The following is a 22398-nucleotide window of genomic DNA, read 5'->3' on the forward strand; positions in this document are numbered from 1 at the left end:
TCACTCTCTTTCTCTGTGCGGGTCGGTTTTCGGATCGGTTCGAGGCGATGCGGCGAGCAACAGATCGAGGCGGTCGATCCGCGCACGCCAGAGCTCTTCGTAGCGGGCGAGCAGCGCGCGGGCGCGGGCGATCATCGTGGGGTCCGCCCGCACGAGGCGCTCGCGACCCTCGGCCCGCTTGATGACGAGCCCAGCGGCCTCGAGGACGCCGATGTGCTTCTGCACGGCTGCGAACGACATGTCGTAGTCCTGGGCGAGCGTCGAGATCGACTGCTCGTGCTGGATCGTGCGGCGCAGGATGTCTCGGCGCGTCGCCGCGGCGAGCGCCTGGAACACCCGGTCGATCTCGTCATCGCTCAGCTCGCTCGCTTCGCCCTGCGTTCGTTGTGCAACCATTTGGTTGTACGTTAGCGCCATCGCTCGGCGTCGTCAAGAGGTTCGTTCGTGACCCTGTGACAGCAGAGCCCGCCCGAACCCCCGGCTAGACTGGGCGGGTCCGGCATCCCGCGATTTTTGGAGCTCAGCCGCGTGACGACAGCCACCCAGAACGCCACCCCGAACGCCGCAGCGACGCCCGCCGTCGACACCGTCGAGAACGCCGCGGCGACCCCCGAGCGGACCCAGCCTTTCGCGGCCCTCGGCCTCAAACCCGACGAGTACGACCGCATCCGCGAGATCCTCGGTCGGCGTCCCACCAGCTCCGAGCTCGCGATGTACTCGGTGATGTGGTCCGAGCACTGCTCGTACAAGTCGAGCAAGATCTACCTGCGCGAGTTCGGGCGTCAGATGACCGACAAGATGCGCGAGAAGCTCATGGTCGGCATGGGCCAGAACGCCGGCGTCGTCGACGTGGGCGACGGATGGGCCGTGACCTTCAAGGTCGAGTCGCACAACCACCCGAGCTACATCGAGCCCTTCCAGGGTGCGGCAACCGGCGTCGGCGGCATCGTTCGCGACATCATCTCGATGGGTGCCCGCCCCGTCGCCGTCATGGACCAGCTGCGGTTCGGTGCGATCGACCACCCCGACACGGCCCGCGTCGTGCACGGCGTCGTCAGCGGCATCTCGTTCTACGGCAACTGCCTCGGCCTGCCCAACATCGGTGGCGAGACGTTCTTCGACTCGGTGTACCAGGGCAACCCGCTCGTCAACGCCCTCGCCGTCGGCGTCATGCGTCACGAGGACATCAAGCTCGCCAACGCGAGCGGCACGGGCAACAAGGTCGTGCTGTTCGGTGCCCGCACGGGCGGCGACGGCATCGGCGGAGCATCCATCCTCGCCTCCGACACGTTCGCCGACGGCGGCCCCACCAAGCGGCCCGCCGTGCAGGTCGGCGACCCGTTCGCCGAGAAGGTGCTGATCGAGTGCTGCCTCGAGCTCTACCGCGACGAGCTGGTCGAAGCCATCCAGGACCTCGGCGCCGCAGGAATCTCGTGCGCGACCAGCGAGCTTGCCGCCAACGGCGGATCGGGCATGAAGGTCGACCTCGAAGAGGTGCTGCTGCGCGACCCGCGGCTGAGCCCCGAAGAGATCCTCATGTCGGAGTCGCAGGAGCGCATGATGGCGATCGTCGCCCCCGAGAAGCTCGACGCGTTCCTCGCGGTGACGGGCAAGTGGGATGTCGAGACGAGCGTGCTGGGCGAGGTCACGGGTGACGGGCGCCTCGTCATCCACTGGCACGGCCACGAGATCGTCAACGTCGACCCCGCGACGGTCGCCGTCGACGGCCCGGTCTACGAGCGCCCCGTCGCATACCCGGCCTGGATCGACGCACTGCAGGAGGACTCGGCGAGCGCCCTGCCCCGCGCGACCGACGCCGAGACGCTCCGCAAACAGTTCTCCCAGCTTCTGTCGAGCCCGAACCTGGCCGACAAGTCATGGGTGACGAACCAGTACGACTACTACGTCATGGGCAACACGGCCCTCGCCTTCCCCGACGACGCCGGCATGATCCGCGTCGATGAGGAGTCGGGCCTGGGCTTTGCGATCGCGACCGACTGCGACAGCCGCTTCTGCCAGCTCGATCCCTACGAGGGCGCGCGGCACGCGGTCGCCGAGGCGTACCGCAACGTCGCTGTCGCGGGCGCGGTTCCGACGGCGGTCACGGACTGCCTGAACTTCGGCAGCCCCGAGAACCCCGAGGTCATGTGGCAGTTCCAGCGGTCGGTGCAGGGCATCGCCGACGCCTGCCGCGAACTCGAGATCCCCGTCACGGGCGGAAACGTCAGCTTCTACAACCAGACCGGTGACCAGCCGATCTATCCGACCCCTGTCGTCGGGGTGCTGGGTGTCATCGACGACGTCGCGCGTCGCGTGCCGAGCGGGTGGCAGGACCAGGGCGAGAACATCTACCTCCTCGGTGTCACGTCCACGGAGCTCAGCGGCTCCGAGTGGGCAGACGTCGTGCACGATCACCTCGGCGGCCGGCCCCCGCGCGTCAACCTCAGCAACGAGAAGACTCTCGCCGAGCTGCTGCGCGCCGCATCCCAGCAGGGGCTCATCTCCAGCGCCCACGACCTGTCGGGCGGCGGCCTGGCGCAGGCACTCGCCGAGAGCGTGATCCGCTTCGGCGTCGGCGCGCGCGTCTGGCTGCGCGAGATCATCGAGCGCGACGGCGTGGACGCCTCGGCAGCACTGTTCTCGGAGTCCACCGGTCGCGTGCTGGTGAGCGTCCCGCGCGAGGACGATGTCAAGTTCCAGGGGCTGTGCGAAGGCCGCGGATACCCGGTGCTGCGCATCGGTGTGACAGACATCGCACCGGCCCGCGGCGCTGAGCTCGAGATCCAGGATGTCTTCACGATGGGTATCGACGAGTTGAACCGGCTCTGGCGCGGCACCCTGCCCGCCGCATTCGGCGCGACGATCGGCGAGTTCGAAGCCCCGACCACTCCCCCGATGGCGTAGGAGCGACATGTCGAACGACGAACTAGAGAGCTACGGCGACAAGCGTCAAAAGCGTGTCCGTGTCGTGGCGTGGGTCGTGATCATCGCGCTGCTCGTGACCGGCGGCGGCGCGACGGTTCTGGCGCTCATCTTCGGCTGACCCGCGGCGCGTTCAGGGCGCACGGTTAGCATGGCGGGATGGACCCTTTCTTCGCGTTGGCCGCGGAGTTCTGGTGGCTGGGGCCCACCGTGATCGCGGGGGGTGCGGCGTCATTCGCCGGGATTCGCTATGGCCGTCGGCAGCGCGCGCGGGCGCTCGAGTACGCCGGCGCGAAGCACGAACTGGCGGTGGCGCGGGTGCGCCTGTTCACCGCCCGAGCCCAGGCGAAGAGCGCGCAGGCGACGCTGCTGGTCGCGAAAAGTGCGCGCCAGAGTGGGCGCGGGTCGGTCGGCGAAATCGAGGCCGCCCGGCATGCGGTGAGCGAGGCTCAGCGCGAGCTGCGATCGGCGCAGACCGGGCTGCGCGGCCGCCGCGTTCAGGTCAAAGCGGCCAAAGCGCTGATGCGCCGGATGCCTCGGGGCGACGAACACCTTCCGCTCTCGCGGCTCGTGGCCGAACACGACGCGGTGCTGTCGAGCTGGATGGCCTACGAGACGGACCCGGCCAAAGCGATCGCCTTCCCCACGATGAGCGATGCGCGGGTGCCGGCGACGGCGGCACTGCTCACCGCGATGGACACCGCCCGCTGGCTCCGGCCGCGCCCCGGCAAGCCCACGCTGACGCCCGAAGAGTTTGCGCGGTACCGCACCGCGGTGACCGAGCTCGAGGCCGCGTTCCACACCGCCGAGGCGGCCGCATGGCGTGCGGCAGGGGCATCCGGTCGTCCGCCGGGTGCCGCATCCGATCCGGGAGTGGGCTCCAACGTTCCGCCGCAATTGCGCGGCGCCTGGGATGACCTCGTCGAGAACGCCCGCGCGGCGGCGGTCACGGCAGCGGCGGCAGCGACCGAGTCCGCGCGCGACACCATCTGGCGCGCTGCGAAAAGAAACCCACGGACCGATGACAACCCGTCGGCTCCGGACGCCCCGCCCCGGCCCGCCTCCGCGCCACCCCCGTCGCAGGCCCCGACCGACTCGTCACCTCGTGAGGCTGCGTCGGACGGCGCCCCGCCCCCACCCGATAAACGGAATCCGATCTGGCCGATTCCGCGACGTTCAGCCGACTGAGACGCTCAGGAGACTGGGGGGAATGCTGAAACGGAATCCCACGCTGAAGCCCTCAGCGATGCCCCGACGAGAGAAGAGACTGCCTTGGCCCTCGATTTCGATGCCCTCACAGAGGATGATCTCCGGAGAACCGGAAGCGTCAAGTGGACGAATTTTCCGGGCATGATCGGGGCGTGGGTCGCCGAGATGGATTTCGGGCTCGCCCCGCCCATCAAGGACGCCCTGACGACGGCTCTCGATAGGGGCCTCACCGGGTACCTGCCGACGCAGCTCTCCGACGACCTGGCGCGCGCGACCTCGGATTGGTATGCCGACCGGTACGGGTGGCGGTTCCCCCCGGAGCGCGTCCACCACGTGCCGGATGTCATCGCCGCGTTCGAGCTCACGATCAAGCACTTCACGAGGCCGGACTCCGCGATCATCGTCCCCACCCCGGCCTACATGCCGTTCTTGATGGTTCCTCCGCTGCTCGGGCGTCGCGTGATCGAGGTGCCGAGCATCGAGATCGACGGCCGCTGGGTCATCGATCACGACGGGGTGCGAGCCGCCTTCGAAGACGGGGGTGAGCTGTTCGTGCTCTGCAACCCGCACAACCCGTTGGGCACGGTTTCGACGCGCGACGAGCTGATCCAGGTGGCCGAAACGGTGGCCGCCGCGGGTGGCCGGGTCTTCTCCGATGAGATCCACGCCCCGGTCGTCTATGGCTCGGCTCAGCACATTCCTTACGCCTCCGTTTCCGAAGCAGCCGCTTCGCACACGATCACGGCGGCATCGGCCTCGAAGGCCTGGAACCTCGCCGGGCTCAAGTGCGCGCAGGTCATCCTGTCGAATGACGAGGATGCTGCACGGTGGGAGACATTCGGCATGTGGGCGGGCCACGGCACGGCGACACTCGGCGTCCTCGCGAACACGGCGGCCTACTCGGCCGGGGGTCAGTGGCTCGGGAACATCGTCGAGTACCTCGATGGCAATCGTCAGCTCCTCGAGCAACTCGTCGCCGAGCACCTCCCCGGGGTACGGCTGATCAAGCCGGAGGGAAGCTACATCGCGATGCTGGACTTCCGTCAGACCGGACTCGAGGGCGACCTCGGGGAATGGTTCCGCGAACAAGCAGGCGTCGCGATGACGGACGGCGCGGCGTGCGGCGTGGCCGGCATCGGGTACACGAGATTCGTCTTCGCGATGCCCCGGCCGATCATGCGCGAGGCGATCATGCGGATCTCGCGGGCGTTGGAACGCCACGCCGAGCGAGCTGAGCCGGAGGCCGGCGCGGCCTGAAGCAGGCCTGGGGTGGCGTCTCGCGCGTAGCATGACGGGGTGGAGCTGTGGCACTTCTGGTGGCTGATCTTCCCCCTGATGGGCGTGGCAGGGGGCGCCGGTCGAGCCTGGCAGAAGGGGCTTGAGCGTCGCCACAGGCGCCGGCTCGAGATCATGCGAGCCAAGAGCGAGTTGCGCGCGGCCCAGGTCGGGTCGCGGACTCAACCGACGGTGGAGGATGCTTCGGAGCCGCGCGCGAGCGACACCCCGGCGACTCGCCTTCAGCGCCTGTTCGACGCGCACGACGCGGTCACGTCCCGCTGGCTCGAGTACGAACTCGACGTCGCGAAGCTCATCGCTTTCCCTGCGATGAGCGATGGGCGCCAGCCATTGACCGCGGCGTTCCTCCGCGCCAAACGCAAGGCGGACGGGCTGCGCCCGGAATCAGCCAAAGCGCGTGTCGGCAAAGACGAGTTCGTCGAGTACCGCGACGCGGTGCACGAATATGAGGCGGCGTTCGATATCGCCGAGCGCGATGCCCGACGCCTCCGCGACGGCACCTTCACGGAAGTCGAGAGAAAACGACTCGACACCGCCAAGCAGCTTCTGTCGGTAGCGGTGGACCAGGCGGCGACCCCCGCTGAGCGCCAGCTCGCGTATCGACGCGTGCGGGAAGAACTCGACGGCCTGATCTCGGTGTCGGATGAGGCCATCGAAGTCCTCGAGAACCGAGTCGCCCTCGAGTTGACCGCGGGCGAGCAGCCGGCAGCGGAGTCCGGAGGGGTGAACACGACGGATGACTCGGTCCCGCCGCCCTCTCCCCCGGCAGACCCGTTCGATACTGCAGGACCAGCGGTTCCCCCGGCATCCGCTCCGACCACCGGTTCGTGGCCCGTTCCGTCGCGTGCCTCGACGCCGCCCCCGGGCCGCGTGACCCGGCCTCGCCCGCACGCATGATGGCGGAGCACCTCAGTAGTGCGGCTCGGTCACCGTCCCGAGGGCGGAAGCCGATCGACGCCGTGCCGATTGGGCTTGCTGGGTTCGGCAGCCGTGTCGGGAGTGACGGATGGGCCACCCGTCGCCTCCTCGGCGAGGGGATATTCGGGCTGCTCGATTTCGTCCTCCTCGTCGCGTTCTTCCTGCGGCGGGAGGTGGTCGAGGGGTTTCTTCATGTCATCTCGATCGCTCATGCCCCCACCTTGCGCCTCCACGCGCCGTCAACCAAAGGGGTTGCTATCCCTCCATCGGCGTGATCCACGAAGCGGGCTGTCGCGTCAGCGCCACCCGGATCGGCTAGATCAGCCCGCTTCGAGCGGCGATCGAGACCGCCGCAGCGCGCGTCGGTGCATCCAGCTTCGCGAGAATGTTCGCAACGTGCCGATGCACGGTGTGCTCACTGATCACCAGGGCTGACGCGACGTCTCCCGTGGTCATTCCCGTCGCCACAAGGCGAAGCACCTCGCGCTCTCGCGGAGTGATCAGATCGCGACCGCTGGGCGCGAGGGCGGCCACGCGTCCGGGACGAACGACGCCCAGCGCGACGAGGGTGCGCTCCGCCTCTCGCAGATGTGCTCGCGCCTCGTCCGGCGAGTCGGTGAGCGCCGACGCGAGTTCGAGCCGGGCCTCCGCTTCGTCGAAGGGAAGACCCGCCTCATGAAAGAGCGTCACGGCTCGCAGCCACGCCTGCGCGGCCGCCGCAGGTTCTGCCACGAATGCCGCCGCCTCCGCGGCCTGAGCTGTCAGCGCCGGAGTTCCGACACGACGCGCGATCGCATCGAGTTCGAGGGATGCGGCTACCCCCTGATCCCGTTTCCCCGCCGCTATGGCGCACCGAGTAGCAGCCCGCAGGATCCGCGCTCTGACGAGCGTGTCGGTGTTGTCGAGTGCCGCCAGCATCGAGGTCATCGCATCCCACGCCACCCCGGCGTGACCGCGGTCGAGCTGGATGAGCGCGCGTCCCAGGATCGCTCGAGGATCGAACTCCGCTTGACCGAACAGCCCCTCGGCTTCTTCGAGGCGACCTTCGCGTCGGCGCAACTCCCCCAAGGCCATCACAGCGCCCAGCCTCGTTCCGCGCCGGGATGCCCTCATCCGATCGATCGCGGCGATGAGTTCGTCCTCGGCCTCACGCCACTGGCCGCTCTCGATCTGCACCGAGGCGTAGATGATCCGACAGACATCGAACAGCGGCAGCAGGTCATTCTCGCGGCAGACGCGTTCGACCCGAGCGCACCACTCGACCGCGCGGGCAAGGTCCTGCGTCTCGAGGCATGCCGCCACGAGCCAGCAGCAGATCTTGCCCATCCACATCGGGTCGGCGACGTCGCCGGCGAGCGCTGCGGCCACCGACTCGTTCAGTCGCGCCAACCCGTCTTCGACGTTGCCCCGCCGCACCACCGCGAGTCCGACGAGCGCGCGTCCCGCGAACTGAAGATCTGCGATGCCGAGTTCGTCTCCGATCTCGGCTGCACGGGTACCGGCGTCGAACGCACGCTCCGGCTGGTGCATGACGTTGAGCGCGAGCTCGGCCTCGCGCGCCTGCAGCCACCCGTGCTCGGGCGTCAATCGATCTTGCTCGTGGAGCAGTTCGTGCGCGCGGGAGAGCCACCCCTGGGCAACCGCCAAGCCCTCCCCGAACAGCGCCGCGTCGTACCCCAGAGCGGTCGCTGCCCGAGCGGCGCCGCGGTCGTCGCCGCTCGTCCGGTAGGAGCGGTAGGCCCGTTCCCGCGCGGACAGGCAGACGACGGCGTCGTCGCGCCACCAGGCATCCTGAGCGATCCGTTCGAAGGACGCGGCGTCGAGCTCACCCTCGTCGACCGGCTCCTGGGTTGCCACGCTTCAGGATGACACCCCGGGCGCCGTTCGACTAGGCCGCGACGCCCGCGGCGCTCAGGCACTCGAGGCACTCAGGCACTCAGCGGGTCCACTCCGCCAGCGGCCCCGACAGCCAAGCCTCGACCTCGCGCGGCGAACGCAAGCGCACGATGCGCAGGTCGGGGCGGTCGAGAGCGAGTTGACCGACGAGCATCCGGTGTTTGTTCCGCGTCGATATCACCCACCGGACGATGTGCTCACGGTTCGTGAAGAAGGTGTGCAGCGGTGGTTCGATATTGCCGTTCCAGAGCACCTCACGACGGAGGCGACGGCGCAGGGTGCGGCGAACGACGCGCGGCAGGGTCACCGTGACGAAGGGCGGATCGAGCCAGACGACGAGGTCCGCGTGTTCAGCCAGCAGTGCTCGTGCCGACGAATACTGCCACTCGGTGGTCCACGCATCCGCGCTCACGAGCTCTCGCACGTCATCCAGGAAAACGGGGCGCGGCGTCCAGTCCGGGCCGTGGAACAGCCCGTCGATCTCGGTGTGCGGCGCATGCACCACGGCTGCGATCCGAGCTGCGAGAGTCGTCTTGCCCGCGCCGGAGACACCGGTGACGAGGATGCGCCGGGGTCGGGACTCCAAGCGGTCGGCGAATCCCAGCATGTTGAGCATCGTATCCACGCTCCGGCAACCGGCTCGCGCTAGCGTGGGGCGCGTATTCGTCCTCAGCCACGGCAGGAGCCCTCCCCATGCTCGTCACCACCATGAACGACGTCCCCGGCGCCACGATCACCTCCGTGATCGGCGAAGTCAGCGGCCTGACCGTGCGCGCCCGCAACATCGGCGCGCAGATCGGTGCCGGATTCAAGGCGCTCGGCGGCGGCGAGCTCAAGGGGCTCACGCTCCAGCTCGAGCAGACGCGCGCCGAGGCGGTCCAGCGGTTGATCGCGGTGGCCGAGGCCCAGGGCGCGAACGCCGTGGTCGCGATGCGCTACGACTCCAACGAGCTCGACCAGAACTTCCAGGAGGTCGTCGCCTACGGCACGGCCGTCGTCATCTCCAGCTGAGCGGACGGGCGCGTCCCGCCCGGCAAGAGGATGATGGAGCCATGCCCGCCGCTCATCGACCCGGTCTTCGGGTGAGCGCGGCGCTCACCATCCCCGAATCCGAACTGTCGTGGCGCTTCTCGCGATCGTCGGGACCCGGCGGTCAAGGAGTGAACACCGCCGACTCGCGTGTGGAACTGGTGTGGGATGCCGCGAACTCGGCCACCCTCTCGACGCTCCAGCGCGAGCGGCTGATCGAGCGCCTCTCCGGTCGCCTGGTCGACGGTGTCGTCACGATCGCTGCATCCGAGCATCGCGCTCAACTGCGCAACCGAGATGCGGCGCGGGAGCGGCTCGCAGCACTGTTGGCCGACGCGTTACGCCCGCCCGCGCCTCCGCGGCGAGCGACGAAGGCGACCCGCGGCGCCAAGGAGCGACGCCTCACGGCGAAGAAGCAGCGCACCGACGTCAAACGCCTCCGCCGACCGCCCACCGACTGACGAGGCAGCCGCCCACGCTTCCGCCACATGTCCCACTTTCTCGCCATCGTGTCCCACTTCCCACCGCCATATTCGGCTCAATCCGAGGCGAAGTGGGACATCATCGACACGACGAAGCGGGCCCCGGCCGAAGCCGGGACCCGCTCAACAAACGCAGACCAGATCAGTCGGTGACGACCGTCTCGAATGCGTCGGGGTTCGCCTCGAGCCATGCCTCGACGGCCTCGGCCTCGCGGCCCTCGCCGTACTCGTTCACGACCATGTCTTCGAGCGATCCGTAGGCCGCGTCATCCAGCTGGATGCCGGCGATCAGCTCTGCAGCGTCGGCGCAGCGGTCCGCAAAGCCCGTCGTGCCGAGGAAGTGCAGCGCCTCGGGGTCGCCCATGGCGCCGAGCGGGTCTTCGAGGTCCTTCAGGTCGTAGGCGTCGTTGGCCCAGAACGGACGCCACGACGTCACGACGATGTCCTCCTGGCCGGCGATGGCGCCTTCGAGCTCGGTGAGCATCGCGGCGGTCGACGAGGTGATCAGCTCGTACTCGCCGTCGAGCTCGTACTCGGGCATCATCGAGTCCTGCGTCTGGGCCGTGAGGCCGGCGCCGGGCTCGATGCCGATGATCTGGCCACCGAAGCGGTCGGCGTTGCCGGCCAGGTCTTCGATCGAGTCGATGTCGACGTAGCTCGGCACCGCGATCGTCAGGCTCGCGCCCTCGTAGTAGGCGCCGAGGTCTTCGATGTCGTCGCCGTACTCGTCCATGTACTGCGCGTGGGTCAGCTCGGGCCAAGCCGAGGGGTAGACGTCGACGTCGCCCTGGGCGAGGCCGGCGTAGAGGGGGCCGGCTTCGGTGAGCGTCTGCATCTCGACGTCGTAGCCGAGCTTTCCGAGCTGGTTCTCGAGCAGGTAGGCGGTGCTCAGGCCATCAGTCCACGAGGGCAGAAAGCCGAGGGTGATGGTGCTGCACTCTTCCATCGTGGGGTCGCCGCCGGCCTCGCCGTCGTCGGTCGTGCTGCATCCGGCGAGCGCGAGGCTCGCGACGGCGCCGATGGCGAGGATGCCTGTGAGGTTTCGCTTGTTCATGCGTTTCCTTCCGTTTCGTATGGGTCGTTCGTTCCGTATGGGTATGGGGCTTCGTGAGTCACGGAGTGATGATGGGCGCTCTGCGGGGCGAGGCGACCTCACGGTCCGCCTGCTCCGCAGCGATGTGCGACCCGTTCGCCGCGCCCGCCGAGGCGTTGCGACGACGGCCGAGCACGCCGAGCAGCGACGAGCGGTACTCGGCGGGGCTACCGAGGGCGGCCGTGACGCGGTCGAGGAAGACCGCGATGATGACGACTCCGAGGCCCGCTTCGACGCCGAGGGCCAGGTTGACCGTCGAGACCGACTGGACGACGATCTTGCCGAGGCCGTCCGCGCCGACGATTCCGGCGAGCACCGCCATCGAGAGCGCGAGCATGATGACCTGGTTAACGCCGGCCATGATCGTCGGCATCGCCAGCGGCAGCTGAATGCCGCGCAGGATCTGACCGGGCTTGGCGCCGAAGGCATGGCCCGCCTCGACGGTCTCGGAATCGACGCCGCGGATGCCGAGCTCGGTCAGACGCACACCCGGGGGCAGTGCGAAGATCACCGTGGCGACGAGGCCCGGCACGACACCGATGCTGAAGAAGGTGATCGCGGGAATCAGGTAGACGAAAGCGGGCATCGTCTGCATGAAGTCGAGCACGGGCTTGAGGATGGCGCGAACCGTGTCGTTGCGCGCCGACCAGATGCCGAGGGGGATGGCGATGACAAGCGCCACAAGGGTTGCGACCAGCACGAGCGAAAGCGTCTGCATGGCCGGGATCCACAGGTTCATGGCGACGATCAGCGCGAACGAGATCAGCGTACCGACGCCCATCTGCCACGAGCGCAGCAGCCATCCGAGCAGCGCGAACAGAACGATCGCGATCGGCACGGGCACGGCGAGCAGGCCATCCGTGAGTCCGTCGACGAGGAAGCGCACGACCAGGGCGATCAGATCGAAGAAGCCCTCGAAGTTGTCGCGGATCCAGTCCACGACGCCCTCCACCCACTCACCGATCGGGATGCGGAAACCGTCCATCAGCGCACCCCCTCTGCCTCGGCGGCTCCGACCGGACCGGCGGCGAGCACCTCGTCGATCACGGTCGTGGGTACGGGCTGGGCGGGGATCGTGACCTCTTCCGTCGCGGTGGGGCCGGGGGTGAGCGCTGCGAGCAGAGTCACCCGGGGGATGACGCCGACAAGGCGACCCTCGGCATCCGTCACCGCGAGCGGGAGTCGCGACTCGACGGCGGGCACGAACAGGTTCATCAGGACCTCGTCGTCACGGACGCTCTGCGGTACGGGACCGAGCACCGACGCGAGGGTCGTCGCGCCCTTCTGCACCAGACGGAGCGCGTCGTGGTCGCTCACGATTCCGAGCAGGCGCCGCTCGCGATCGACGACGTAGACGGCCGACATGTAGGCGTCCCGCATCTGACGAAGAGCCGTACGCGGCCCGGCCCCCTCGCCGACGACGGGGCGCGGCAGTTCCATGACGTTGGCGGCGGTGAGCACGCGGGTGCGGTCGACATCCTGCACGAACTGCTCGACATAGTCGTTGGCCGGGTCGGTCAGGATGTCTTCGGGCGTGCCGATCTGCACGATGCGGCCATCGCGCATGACGGCGATGCGGTCTCCGAGGAGCATGGCCTCGTTGAGGTCGTGTGTGATGAAGACGATCGTCTTCTTGAGCTTCTGCTGGAGAGAGAGCAGCTGCTCCTGCATCTCACGTCGGATGAGCGGGTCCAGGGCGCTGAATGCCTCGTCCATCAGCAGCACATCGGTGTCTGCGGCGAGCGCGCGGGCGATGCCGACGCGCTGCTGCATGCCACCGGACAGCTCGGAGGGAAGCTTCTCGCCCCAGCCCTGCAGACCGACCATCGCGAGGATCTCCTCGGCTTTCGCGAGGCGGTCGGCCTTGGCGACGCCGCGGAGCTCGAGCGGGTAGGCGACGTTCGCGGCGACGGTGCGGTGCGGCATCAGTGCGAAGTGCTGGAAGACCATCGACATCCGATCGCGCCGGATGTCTCGCAGCTTGCCGGCGGGAATGTCGGTCACCGCCTGGCCCTGCACGGTGATCGTGCCGGCCGTGGCGTCGTGCAGACCGTTGAGCATGCGGATGATGGTCGACTTGCCGGAGCCGGAGAGCCCCATGATCACGAAGATCTCGCCGCGCTCGACCGTGAAGCTCGCGTCGATCACGGCGGCGGTGCCGGCGTCCTCGACCTCGGTGCGGCTCTCGCCGGCGGCTAAACGCTTGACCGCCTGCTTGGGGTTGCGGCCGAAGACTTTGTAGAGACCTTGAGCCTCGATGGCATGCGCGGTTGACACGTGTTGCTACCTCGGCGTCCCAGCGCTCACGGGATCGCATCGGTCACGCCCGGGTGGGCGATCCTCGGCCTGCGGGCATCCCGTTCGGGACTCTCGCGACACCGGCGGTGGACATCGGGTCTACCGCCCAGATCGCCGACCGTACGCTTCGCTGACACACCCATCGGGTTGGGGTCTAACGAGCGCGGACTGGTCGTGAAGGCCACATGGCCTCTGGTTCCAGACCATCAGACATGGGCAAATGGGGCAAATCTGAGCGGCCGCAAAACGGTCGATTTCAGTCATATCTTGACAGATTCGGGGTCATATGGTTACTTACTCATGTAACTAACTAACCCACTGGCCGGAGGAACGTGTGATCGAAGAAGGCCGGGCCCTGTTCCTGCAGATCGCCGAGAGCATCGAGGACCAGATCGTCGACGGCAGTCTCGCCGAAGAATCCCAGGCCCCGTCCACAAACGAGCTCGCGGCCTTCTACCGCATCAACCCCGCGACAGCGGCGAAAGGAGTTTCGATGCTCGTCGACCAGGGCGTGCTCTACAAGCGGCGCGGTATCGGCATGTTCGTCGCCGCGGGCGCCCGCGATCGGGTGCTCACCGTCCGGCGCGGAGCGTTCTCGGATCGTTACCTCGAACCCCTCCTCGCCGAAGCTCACCGACTGGGTCTCGGACCCGACGACCTCGTCGCGCTCATCCGCGAGCGCGCCGACGACAGCACTCCCGCGCCTTCCGAAAGGACCATGCCATGAACCCGGTGATCGAGGTGCAGAACCTGACTAAGCGATACCGAGACACCCTCGCGGTGGACGACGTGTCGTTCACGATCGAGAAGGACGTGATCTACGGATTGCTCGGCCGCAACGGCGCCGGCAAGACCACCGTCATGTCGATCCTCACCGCGCAGAACTTCGCCACAAGCGGGCAGATCCGCGTGTTCGGCGAGCACCCCTATGAGAACGCCCGGGTGCTGCGGCGGATGTGCTTCGTGCGCGAGAGCCAGAAGTACCCCGACGATGCTCTCCCCAAGCACGCATTCGGTGCGGCCCGACTCTTCTTCCCGAACTGGGACCAGGACCTCGCCGACCGCCTGATCGACGAGCTGCAGCTACCGCAGAAGAAGGCGATCAAGAAGCTCTCGCGCGGGCAGCTCTCGGCCGTCGGGGTCATCATCGGCCTGGCGTCGCGCGCCGAGATCACGTTCTTCGACGAGCCCTACCTCGGGCTCGACGCGGTCGCGCGGCAGATCTTCTACGACCGTCTGATCGAGGACTACACCGAGCATCCGCGCACCGTCATCCTGTCGTCGCACCTGATCGACGAGGTCTCGAACCTGCTCGAGCGCGTCCTCGTCATCGATCGTGGGCGCATCGTGATGGATGAAGAGACGGATGCCGTGCGCGACCGCGCCGCCAACATCGTGGGCGACTCGGCGGCGGTCGACGCATTCGTCGCGGGCCGCGAGGTCATCCATCGCGAGAGCCTCGGCCGGGTCAGCTCGGTGACCGTGCTCGGCGCCCTGACAGCCGAGGATCGCCGAAATCTCGCGGCGGCAGGGCTCGATGCCGCACCCGTCTCGCTGCAGCAGCTGATCGTCCGTATCACCCAGCACGCGGCGGAGTCCGCCGCCGCGCCGATCGATGAGGGAGCCCTGCGATGAGCCGCACACTGAACGTCGTCCGGATGCAGCTGATCAACCGCAACACCTACATCTGGATCCCGCTGCTCGTACTCGCCGGAGCTTTCGTCCTTTCGCTGGCGGTCTATGCGCTCATCCCGGGCGACGGGGTCAAGGTCGGCGGGGGCGCCCAGGCGCCACTGTGGTACTTCCTTGTCGTCGGCGTGCAATCGCTCACCCTCACCTTCCCGTTCTCGCAGGCGATGAGCGTGACCCGACGCGAGTTCTTCCTCGGCACGTATCTGACCGCGGCGATCACCTCGGCCATCCTCTCGGTCGTCTTCGTGATCGGCGGCCTGATCGAACGGGCGACGGATGGCTGGGGTATGAACGGCTGGATCTTCTACGGCGACGAGATCTGGCAGGGCGGGCCTCTGGCGGCGTTCGCGTTCTACTTCCTGCTCGCGATGACATTCTTCTCGGTCGGGTTCTGGTCGGCCACGCTCTACAAGCGGTTCGGGGCCTTCTGGCTGACCGCGACGCTGATCACGTTCGGTGCGGTGCTGGTCGCCGCGATGTGGCTGATCGGGCGGACCGACTCGTGGGGTGCGATCTTCGGCTGGTTCGCCGGACAGACTGCGCTGAGCCTCGCTCTGTGGTCGATCCTCGTCATCGCGGTGCTCGCAGGAACGTCGTTCATCCCGCTGCGGCGCGCGGTTCCGTAGGCGCCCAGGGCCCGGCTCGTCAGCGCAGCGGCACCCGCACGTCGCTGCCGCCCTCATGGGTCAGACGCTCGCCCATCTGCACCAGCGTCGGCGCGGTGACGAAACCGCCCGCGAACAGTGCCTGGCCTTGCGCGAACCCGGGTGATCGCTCCAGCAACGACTGCGGCGCGTAACCGAAAACCGCCGAGAGGTCGTCGAGGTCGCGTGGCGAGCTCATCCGCATGAGGGCCAGGTTGTCGCACTGCGAGAGTGCATTGGGGTGGACCTTCGTCGGACGCTGCGTCGAGAGAAGCAACCAGATACCGTACTTGCGTCCCTCGGCGGCGATCTGGACGATCCGTTCGGTGAGCAATCGCTCGACCGGCGTTGTCGGGTCTGGCGGGCACAGGTTGTGAGCCTCATCGATCACGACCAGGCGTCCGATCCGCTCTTCGCGGCGTTCCCAGAGATGGTCGAGCACCGCGAGGGCGGCGGCACGCGACTCCGCCTGGGTCGGGAATCCGCCGAGGTCCAGCACCGAGGCATCCGGCCGTTCATCGATGTCATCGGTGACGGCACGCTTGCCCCAGGCCCACAGGTCCCAGTCGGCCACCCCGAGGTTTTCCAGCCGCGTTGCCAGCCGCTGCCTGGTCGGGCCCTCGCCGGAGCGCAGGTGCCCGACCAAATCACCACCCTCGACGAGCGGCATCTCGGGCTCGAACCGCAGCATGGCGTTGTACTCGTCGAAGTCCACCATCGGGTCGATCTGCATCAGCGCGGCACGCGAGCGCAGCGGCATGCCCAGAAAGCGGGCGTGCAACGGACGCTCCGCGTCACCCGGACGGAAGACGCGAATGTCTCGGGTTGCGAGTTCGGCGGCATGCTCGGCGGGCGCGCCCTCACGAACATCGCCGAGGCGGACGAAGTCCGAGTTCGGGTCGAGGATCACGAGCGGGAGGCGCGTGTGCAGCAGCACCTGCTCGAGCAGCACGCCCAGGGCATAGGTCTTGCCCGAGCCACTCTGTCCGCACCAGAACGTGTGCCGATTCAGTCGGGTGGCGAGAACGTTCGCGGTCGTCGGTTCGACCGTGCCGATGAGCGTGCCGATGGGCAGATCGCTAGACATGAGACGAATGCTAGACCCGTCCGAAGCTCGACTAGCGGCCGTTCGCCGCCTGCTCGTGGTGATGGATGACCTCGGCCACGACGAAGTTGAACCACTTCTCGGCGAACGCGGGGTCGAGATCGGCGTCGAGGGCGAGACGCCGCAAACGAGCCACCTGTTCGATCTCGCGCGTGGGGTCGGAGGCCGGCATCTCGTGGGTCGCCTTCAGCACGCCGACCTGCTTGGTGCAGCGGAAGCGTTCGGCCAGCATGTAGACGAGCGCGGCGTCGATGTTGTCGATGCTGGCCCGCAGGCGCAGCAGCTCGTTTCGCGGATCGCTTTCGTGGGTCACGGGGCCCTCCTTCCCCATGAGGCTACCGGCCCCACCAGTCGTTCGCTGCGGCGATCCTGGCGTCCGACGACACCGCCCACCATCCCCTGACACCGCCCAGTATGGTGTGACCATGAGCGACGCCACGACCGATCCCGTGCCCCCGGCATCCGACACGCCCGCGTCGGGGATCCGATCGTTCTGGGCACGCATCGACCAGCCCTTCACGGTCGGGTTCACCTTGACGCTCGGTGGCCTCGCGGCCCTTCTGCTCGGCCTGGCGGTCAGCAACCTGGCGACCGTCATCATCTACATCGTGCTCGCCCTTTTCGCAGCCCTCGGTCTCGAGCCGGTCGTCGACTGGCTGATGCGTCGCGGGGTCAAGCGCGGCTGGGCGATCGCGATCGTGTTCCTCGGTATCGCGCTGCTGCTCGTGGGCATCCTGTGGCTCGTGATCCCGACGGTCGTGCAGCAGATCTCGCAGTTCGTGCGCGACATCCCGGGTCTGATCAGCACCGCCGAGCAATCCGACTGGTTCGCCTACCTGCAGGGCCAGTTCGGCGCGGCCGTGCCCGACCTGCTGAACAACCTCGAGTCGTTCATCACCGACCCCGGCAACATCGCCGCGATCGGTGGCGGCGCCGTTCAGGTCGGGATCAGCATCGTCTCGGGAATTTCGGGCGCGTTCATCACGCTCGTGCTGACCCTCTACTTCATCGCGTCGATGCCGGCGATCAAGGCCGCGTTCTACCGCCTGGCGCCTGCCCGCAACCGCCCGGGCCTGCGCGACCTCACCGAGCAGATCACCGGGTCGATCGGCGGCTACTTGATCGGCATGGTCGTGCTGGCGACGGCCAACGCCATCTTCGCCTTCATCCTGCATCTGATCCTCGGCCTGCCCTTCCCGGCGCTGATGGCCGTGATCGCGTTTCTGATCACCCTGATCCCGCTGATCGGTCCCGTTCTGTACTGGATCATCGCGAGCGTCATCGCCCTGTTCTCCGACCCGCTCACAGCACTGCTGTTCGCCGGGTTCTACCTGGCGTACATCCAGATCGAGGCCTACGTGCTGACGCCCCGGGTCATGAACCGCACGATCGAGATCCCCGGCGCCCTCGTGGTGATCGGCGCGCTCGTCGGCGGCACGCTGCTCGGCCTCATCGGCGCCCTGGTCGCGATCCCGGTCTCGGCATCGATTTTGCTGATCATCAAACAGGTCTGGGTGCCGCGCCAAGACTCCAAGCTCTAGTCGCTCTCGCTCTACCCCGGCGAAACACCCATTCTGCCCCGAAACACCCCGCGACACAGGGTGTTTCGGGGCAAATCGGGTGTTTCGGCGTGTGGGGCGGGCTGGCCCGGGCGGGTTGGCGGGGCGGGCGGGCGCGGGGCCTCAGTCGCGGACGCGCAGGATGCGGGTCGGTGACGGAACGCTCGCCCGCTGCCGCACCTTGCTCGGCACGCCGGTGCGGATGTCGAGCGAGAGCGACACGACATCGTCCGAGCGCTGCCCCGCGACGAGCAACGTGTCTCGCACGACCAGGTGATGCCGAGGCCAGGTGACCCCCGACTCGGCGAGCGCAACGGGCTCGAGGCTGCTGCCGTCGCCTACGACCCGCAGCACCGCGATCGTGTCGCTCCCCCGCAGCCCGGCATACAAGAACGCACGATCATGGGATGCCGCGAGTTCAGCACCCGCGTCATCCGGAAGCGTGAGCGCCGCGGCCGGGACGCTGCCGCGCACGCTCCACCGTCCTGCCCGGTCGGCGCCCAGCACGAACACCTCGGCCGAGTGCTCCGTCAGCACATAGGCGAAGCCGCTCGGGTGCACGACCAGGTGCCGCGGGCCCGACCCGCGCGGCAGGGTGACGTCGTGATCGGCCACCAAGCGACCCGCGGCTGTCCGCCACACCCGCACCAGGTCGAAACCGAGGTCGGTCGTGAGTGCTCGACCGTCGGGGAGGAATGCCGCCGCGTGCGCACGGGAGGTTCGTGTGGGCTGATCCGCGTCGACCGCGCGGGTCAGCAGTGTGCCACCATGCACATCGGGCTCGGTCGGTCGGTCGTGATCAGGGATCAGGTGGGCGAACTCGGCGCCGGCAGCCGCCCGTAAGGCCGCCGCGGCGTCGGCGAGTCCGATCGCGGCCTGGCGCCGGTCGGCATCCCGGTCGGCCGGCACCCCCGACATCCGCTCCTCGCGTCGTTCCGCCGCCACCCGCGGGTCTTGGGGTTCGTCGTCGACATCCTCGCGAGGCAGATCGCGCGGGTCAGCGCCCACGACGCCGTACGGATCGCGCGCCGCCTGCGCAACCGCGCGTCCGGTCGGGCGTCCGCTGCCATCGAGAGCGATCCGCACCACCCGGCCATCGCCCCAGCAGCTCGCGAGCAAGTACTCGCCCCCAGGGCTGACCGCGATGTGGCACACCGCCTCGCCCGCCTCGACAGACGGACCGAGGCCGGTGAACGACGTGTCCCCGGTTCGCGCCAGCGCGGCCACCCGCCCCTCACCCTCGAGCGCCGCATAAACGACGTCCAGGCGGGGGTGGGCCGCGATCCACGACGGCGACGCGAGCGCCGGACGCACCGCACCGCGAAACGAGAGCGGGCCGGATGCGAAGGGGGAGCCATCCTCGCCCGCGGTCAGCAGGCCGATGCCCTCGGCAGTGCCTTCCATGTCGGAGGAGTACCCCCCGACCCAGAACCGCATGTCAGTCCACGAGGTCGTGTCGCACGATGACCTGGTCGCGCGCGGGGCCGACACCGATCACCGAGATGCGCGTGCCGCTCATGCCCTCGAGCGCCAGCACGTAATCCTGCGCCGCAACCGGAAGGTCCTCGAACGTGCGCGCCTTCGAGATGTCTTCCGACCAACCCGGGAAGTACTCGAGGATCGGCGTCGCGTGGTGGAAGTCCGACTGGTTGACCGGAACCTCGTCGAATCGCTCGCCATCGACGTCGTACGCGACACAAACGGGAACCTGCTCGAGACCGGTGAGGATGTCGAGCTTGGTCAGCACCAGGTCGGTGATGCCGTTGATCCGCGTCGCGTATCGCGTGATGGGGGCGTCGTACCAGCCAACGCGGCGCGGGCGACCCGTGGTCGTGCCGAACTCGAAGCCGCGCGAGCGCAGCCAGTCGCCCTCGTCGCCGAACAGCTCGGTGGTGAAGGGTCCGGAGCCGACGCGGGTCGTGTATGCCTTGACGATTCCGACGATGCGATCGAGTCGGTTGGGGCCCACGCCGGAGCCCGTGGCGGCGCCGCCGGCGGTGGCGGACGACGACGTGACGAACGGGTACGTGCCGTGGTCGACGTCGAGCATCGTGGCCTGGCCGCCCTCGAAGACGACGACATCGCCCGCGTCGAGCGCGTCGTTCAACAGCAGTCCGGTGTCGGCGACCATGGGCCGCAGGCGGTCGGCGTACGACAGCATGTCCTCGACGACCTCGTCGACCGAGATCGCGCGACGGTTGAACACCTTCACCAGGAGGTGGTTCTTCTGATCGAGCGCTCCCTCGACCTTCTGCCGCAGGATGTTCTCGTCGAAGATGTCCTGCACGCGGATGCCCACGCGATTGATCTTGTCGGCATACGCCGGACCGATTCCGCGTCCCGTGGTGCCGATCTGGCGCTTTCCGAGGAAGCGCTCGGTGACCTTGTCGAGCGTGCGGTGGTACTGCGTGATGATGTGCGCGTTGGCGCTGACCCGAAGCTTCGACGTGTCGACGCCACGAGCCGCGAGCGCGCCGAGCTCGGCGAAGAGCACCTCGAGATCGACGACGACGCCGTTGCCGATCACCGGGATGACGCCGGGCGAGAGGATGCCCGAGGGCAGCAGATGCAGCGCGTACTTCTCGTCGCCGATGACAACGGTGTGGCCGGCGTTGTTGCCGCCGTTGAACTTCACGACCCAGTCGGTACGCTCGCCCAGCAGGTCGGTGGCTTTGCCCTTGCCTTCGTCGCCCCACTGCACGCCGACGATCACGATTCCTGGCATGGTGGGCCCCCGGCTTTCTTGTCAGGACGGGTGAGACACCATCCTACCGGCGTCGTCCTTCCGGGACTTCTGATCGCTAGGGTGAGCGCATGCTTCGATCCCCCGCCTGGGCCCATTTCTGGGCCGTCGTGCGCGTGCTCACGGCCGTCGCGGGAGTCGCCGCGATCATCGCCCAGCTCGTCCGCACGGTCTCGAACGCCGAGGCCGCCGGACAACCCGTCGGCACGGTCGTCGCCAACTTCCTCAGCTTCTTCACCATCCAGTCCAACGTCGCGGCCGCTGTGGCCCTGACGATCGGTGCGCTGCTGTTCTGGACGCAGGGACGACGAACGGATGTCGAACCACGCTGGTTCGCCGTCCTGCTGGTCTGCGTCACCACCTACATGGTGATCACGGGCATCGTCTACAACCTGTTGCTGCGGGGCATCCAGTTGCCACAGGGCGAAACGGTGGCGTGGTCGAACGAGGTGATGCACGTCGTCGTTCCGATCGTGCTCGTGCTCGATCTGCTCCTCGCGCCACGGCGGCGAGCCCTGCCGTGGCGAGCGGTGTGGATCGTCGTGATCTACCCGATCGTGTGGGTGGTCTACACACTCCTGCGCGGCCCGTTGGTCACGTCGCCCGGCAACGGCGAGCCGTACTGGTACCCCTATCCCTTCCTGAACCCGAACAACCCGGGGCTGCAGCCGCCCGGATACGCCGGCGTCGCGGTGTACGTCGTCGCGATCGCGGTCGGGATCGTCGTCGTCGGGGCGCTCGCGGTGTGGGTCGGTCGCGCGCGGGCGATCCGGGGCGCAAATGACCGGGAGTAGCCGTCCGCGCTGAAGACAGCGCTCCACCTACTCTGTATCCATGCGTTCGCGTCTGCTCTCCCTCTCCATCGTCGCGCTCACCCTCACGATGCTCGCCGGGTGCGCCGCGGGCACACCGGAAGCCGCGCCCACCGAGACGGAAGGCTGCTCCTACGTCGAGGCCGCCGGAGGCGTGCGAGATGTTTCGGCGCCGACCGCCGACGTCACCGGCGCAGTCGGAGCCACCCTGCAGACGACGGAGGGGGACGTGCCGCTCACGCTCGATGCCGACCGGACGCCATGCACGGTCGGCAGCTTCGTCTCCCTCGCCGAGCAGGGCTACTACGACAACAGCCCCTGCCACCGCCTGACGACCGCGGGTATCTTCGTTCTGCAGTGCGGCGATCCCTCGGGTACGGGCAGGGGCGGCCCGGGCTACTCGTACGCCGATGAGCTGGACGGCGCAGAGACCTACCCGGCTGGCACGGTCGCCATGGCGAACGCCGGAGAGGACACGAACGGCTCGCAGTTCTTCCTCGTCTACGAGGACACCGAGCTCCCGGCCGCTTACACCGTGTTCGGAAAGCTCTCACCCGAGGGCCTTGCGGTGGTGCGGCAGATCGCCGCCGCCGGTGCCGAGGGCGGGGCCGCCGACGGCGCACCCGCGACGCCGGTGACGATCACGGCCGTCTCGCTGGGCTGATCCGCCCGACGCTGCTCAGCACCGCGCGCCCCGCCG

General features: G+C 68.2%; 24 protein-coding genes. 13 read left to right on the forward strand and 11 right to left on the reverse strand.

The features are described 5' to 3' along the window. Nucleotides 1–396, reverse strand: a complete 396-nt coding sequence (locus ACIQ0W_RS09765) for an ArsR/SmtB family transcription factor (protein ID WP_396642610.1) — start codon at nucleotides 394–396, stop codon at nucleotides 1–3. Between the two features lie 132 nt (nucleotides 397–528). On the opposite strand from ACIQ0W_RS09765, the gene purL reads away from it, so the two are divergent. The 5 genes from purL (at nucleotide 529) to ACIQ0W_RS09790 (ending at nucleotide 6324) form a co-directional block, all read left to right on the forward strand. After that, nucleotides 529–2904, forward strand: a complete 2376-nt coding sequence (gene purL / locus ACIQ0W_RS09770; RefSeq protein WP_396642611.1) for a phosphoribosylformylglycinamidine synthase subunit PurL — start codon at nucleotides 529–531, stop codon at nucleotides 2902–2904. 7 nt (nucleotides 2905–2911) lie between these two features. Next, nucleotides 2912–3043, forward strand: a complete 132-nt coding sequence (locus tag ACIQ0W_RS09775; RefSeq protein WP_396642612.1) for a hypothetical protein — start codon at nucleotides 2912–2914, stop codon at nucleotides 3041–3043. A 38-nt stretch (nucleotides 3044–3081) separates the two neighbouring features. Further along, nucleotides 3082–4110 carry a hypothetical protein gene (locus tag ACIQ0W_RS09780; RefSeq protein ID WP_396642613.1) on the forward strand — a complete coding sequence of 343 codons (1029 nt, stop codon included), beginning with the start codon at nucleotides 3082–3084 and terminating at the stop codon, nucleotides 4108–4110. A gap of 84 nt (nucleotides 4111–4194) precedes the next feature. Beyond that, a complete protein-coding gene (locus ACIQ0W_RS09785; protein WP_396642614.1) occupies nucleotides 4195–5388 on the forward strand; it encodes a MalY/PatB family protein in 1194 nt (397 codons plus the stop codon). Between the two features lie 39 nt (nucleotides 5389–5427). Beyond that, complete coding sequence (locus tag ACIQ0W_RS09790; protein ID WP_396642615.1) at nucleotides 5428–6324, forward strand: hypothetical protein; 897 nt, start codon at nucleotides 5428–5430, stop codon at nucleotides 6322–6324. Between the two features lie 29 nt (nucleotides 6325–6353). On the opposite strand, the gene ACIQ0W_RS09795 is transcribed toward ACIQ0W_RS09790, so the two are convergent. The 3 genes from ACIQ0W_RS09795 to ACIQ0W_RS09805 all read right to left on the reverse strand — a co-directional run bounded on the left by ACIQ0W_RS09795 (nucleotide 6354) and on the right by ACIQ0W_RS09805 (nucleotide 8857). Next, entirely contained in the window at nucleotides 6354–6557 is a 204-nt protein-coding gene (locus tag ACIQ0W_RS09795) for a hypothetical protein (protein ID WP_396642616.1), read from the reverse strand. Between the two features lie 103 nt (nucleotides 6558–6660). Beyond that, complete coding sequence (locus ACIQ0W_RS09800) at nucleotides 6661–8202, reverse strand: LuxR C-terminal-related transcriptional regulator (protein WP_396642617.1); 1542 nt, start codon at nucleotides 8200–8202, stop codon at nucleotides 6661–6663. A 79-nt stretch (nucleotides 8203–8281) separates the two neighbouring features. Then, entirely contained in the window at nucleotides 8282–8857 is a 576-nt protein-coding gene (locus ACIQ0W_RS09805) for an AAA family ATPase (RefSeq protein ID WP_396642618.1), read from the reverse strand. A gap of 77 nt (nucleotides 8858–8934) precedes the next feature. Here ACIQ0W_RS09805 and ACIQ0W_RS09810 point away from each other — a divergent pair, with 77 nt between their 5' ends. Both ACIQ0W_RS09810 and arfB read left to right on the forward strand, forming a co-directional pair. Next, nucleotides 8935–9252, forward strand: a complete 318-nt coding sequence (locus ACIQ0W_RS09810; RefSeq protein ID WP_396642619.1) for a YbjQ family protein — start codon at nucleotides 8935–8937, stop codon at nucleotides 9250–9252. Nucleotides 9253–9293: 41 nt separating this feature from the next. Next, complete coding sequence (gene arfB, locus ACIQ0W_RS09815) at nucleotides 9294–9731, forward strand: alternative ribosome rescue aminoacyl-tRNA hydrolase ArfB (RefSeq protein ID WP_396642620.1); 438 nt, start codon at nucleotides 9294–9296, stop codon at nucleotides 9729–9731. 163 nt (nucleotides 9732–9894) lie between these two features. Here arfB and ACIQ0W_RS09820 read toward each other — a convergent pair whose 3' ends face one another. The 3 genes from ACIQ0W_RS09820 to ACIQ0W_RS09830 are packed head-to-tail and all read right to left on the reverse strand — an operon-like array spanning nucleotide 9895 to nucleotide 13122. After that, nucleotides 9895–10806 (reverse strand): glycine betaine ABC transporter substrate-binding protein, encoded by a 912-nt coding sequence (locus ACIQ0W_RS09820; protein ID WP_396642621.1) that lies wholly within the window; start codon nucleotides 10804–10806, stop codon nucleotides 9895–9897. Nucleotides 10807–10864: 58 nt separating this feature from the next. Continuing rightward, complete coding sequence (locus ACIQ0W_RS09825; protein ID WP_396642622.1) at nucleotides 10865–11830, reverse strand: ABC transporter permease; 966 nt, start codon at nucleotides 11828–11830, stop codon at nucleotides 10865–10867. After that, entirely contained in the window at nucleotides 11830–13122 is a 1293-nt protein-coding gene (locus tag ACIQ0W_RS09830) for a glycine betaine/L-proline ABC transporter ATP-binding protein (protein WP_396642623.1), read from the reverse strand. Before ACIQ0W_RS09830 ends, ACIQ0W_RS09825 begins: the two co-directional genes overlap by 1 nt. A gap of 355 nt (nucleotides 13123–13477) precedes the next feature. Here ACIQ0W_RS09830 and ACIQ0W_RS09835 point away from each other — a divergent pair, with 355 nt between their 5' ends. Genes ACIQ0W_RS09835 through ACIQ0W_RS09845 form a run of 3 tightly spaced genes read left to right on the forward strand, consistent with a single transcriptional unit; the run spans nucleotide 13478 to nucleotide 15461 of the window. Next, the gene (locus ACIQ0W_RS09835; RefSeq protein ID WP_396642624.1) at nucleotides 13478–13870 is read left to right on the forward strand and encodes a GntR family transcriptional regulator; all 393 of its coding nucleotides are present in this window, start codon (nucleotides 13478–13480) and stop codon (nucleotides 13868–13870) included. Then, on the forward strand, nucleotides 13867–14778 hold the full coding sequence (locus ACIQ0W_RS09840; protein WP_396642625.1) for an ABC transporter ATP-binding protein: 912 nt from the start codon (nucleotides 13867–13869) through the stop codon (nucleotides 14776–14778). Before ACIQ0W_RS09835 ends, ACIQ0W_RS09840 begins: the two co-directional genes overlap by 4 nt. Further along, the gene (locus ACIQ0W_RS09845; RefSeq protein ID WP_396642626.1) at nucleotides 14775–15461 is read left to right on the forward strand and encodes a hypothetical protein; all 687 of its coding nucleotides are present in this window, start codon (nucleotides 14775–14777) and stop codon (nucleotides 15459–15461) included. The genes ACIQ0W_RS09840 and ACIQ0W_RS09845 overlap by 4 nt, the downstream gene beginning before the upstream one ends. A 19-nt stretch (nucleotides 15462–15480) precedes the next feature. Here the strand turns inward: ACIQ0W_RS09845 and ACIQ0W_RS09850 are convergent, their stop codons facing one another. Both ACIQ0W_RS09850 and ACIQ0W_RS09855 read right to left on the reverse strand, forming a co-directional pair. Next, the gene (locus ACIQ0W_RS09850) at nucleotides 15481–16566 is read right to left on the reverse strand and encodes an ATP-binding protein (RefSeq protein ID WP_396642627.1); all 1086 of its coding nucleotides are present in this window, start codon (nucleotides 16564–16566) and stop codon (nucleotides 15481–15483) included. Nucleotides 16567–16597: 31 nt separating this feature from the next. Further along, the gene (locus tag ACIQ0W_RS09855) at nucleotides 16598–16897 is read right to left on the reverse strand and encodes a chorismate mutase (protein WP_036296758.1); all 300 of its coding nucleotides are present in this window, start codon (nucleotides 16895–16897) and stop codon (nucleotides 16598–16600) included. A gap of 112 nt (nucleotides 16898–17009) precedes the next feature. On the opposite strand from ACIQ0W_RS09855, the gene ACIQ0W_RS09860 reads away from it, so the two are divergent. Continuing rightward, the gene (locus ACIQ0W_RS09860; protein ID WP_396642628.1) at nucleotides 17010–18125 is read left to right on the forward strand and encodes an AI-2E family transporter; all 1116 of its coding nucleotides are present in this window, start codon (nucleotides 17010–17012) and stop codon (nucleotides 18123–18125) included. A 141-nt stretch (nucleotides 18126–18266) separates the two neighbouring features. Here the strand turns inward: ACIQ0W_RS09860 and ACIQ0W_RS09865 are convergent, their stop codons facing one another. Both ACIQ0W_RS09865 and ACIQ0W_RS09870 read right to left on the reverse strand, forming a co-directional pair. Next, nucleotides 18267–19580: a lactonase family protein gene (locus tag ACIQ0W_RS09865; protein ID WP_396642629.1), complete on the reverse strand. Its 1314-nt coding sequence runs from the start codon at nucleotides 19578–19580 to the stop codon at nucleotides 18267–18269. 1 nt (nucleotide 19581) lies between these two features. Next, entirely contained in the window at nucleotides 19582–20868 is a 1287-nt protein-coding gene (locus tag ACIQ0W_RS09870; RefSeq protein ID WP_036296622.1) for an adenylosuccinate synthase, read from the reverse strand. 89 nt (nucleotides 20869–20957) lie between these two features. On the opposite strand from ACIQ0W_RS09870, the gene ACIQ0W_RS09875 reads away from it, so the two are divergent. After that, nucleotides 20958–21680 (forward strand): Pr6Pr family membrane protein, encoded by a 723-nt coding sequence (locus tag ACIQ0W_RS09875; protein ID WP_396642630.1) that lies wholly within the window; start codon nucleotides 20958–20960, stop codon nucleotides 21678–21680. A gap of 40 nt (nucleotides 21681–21720) precedes the next feature. Further along, nucleotides 21721–22362 carry a peptidylprolyl isomerase gene (locus tag ACIQ0W_RS09880; protein ID WP_396642631.1) on the forward strand — a complete coding sequence of 214 codons (642 nt, stop codon included), beginning with the start codon at nucleotides 21721–21723 and terminating at the stop codon, nucleotides 22360–22362. The last annotated feature ends 36 nt before the right edge of the window (nucleotides 22363–22398 follow it).

This window comes from Microbacterium sp. (assembly GCF_044340635.1).
Taxonomy (GTDB): domain Bacteria; phylum Actinomycetota; class Actinomycetes; order Actinomycetales; family Microbacteriaceae; genus Microbacterium.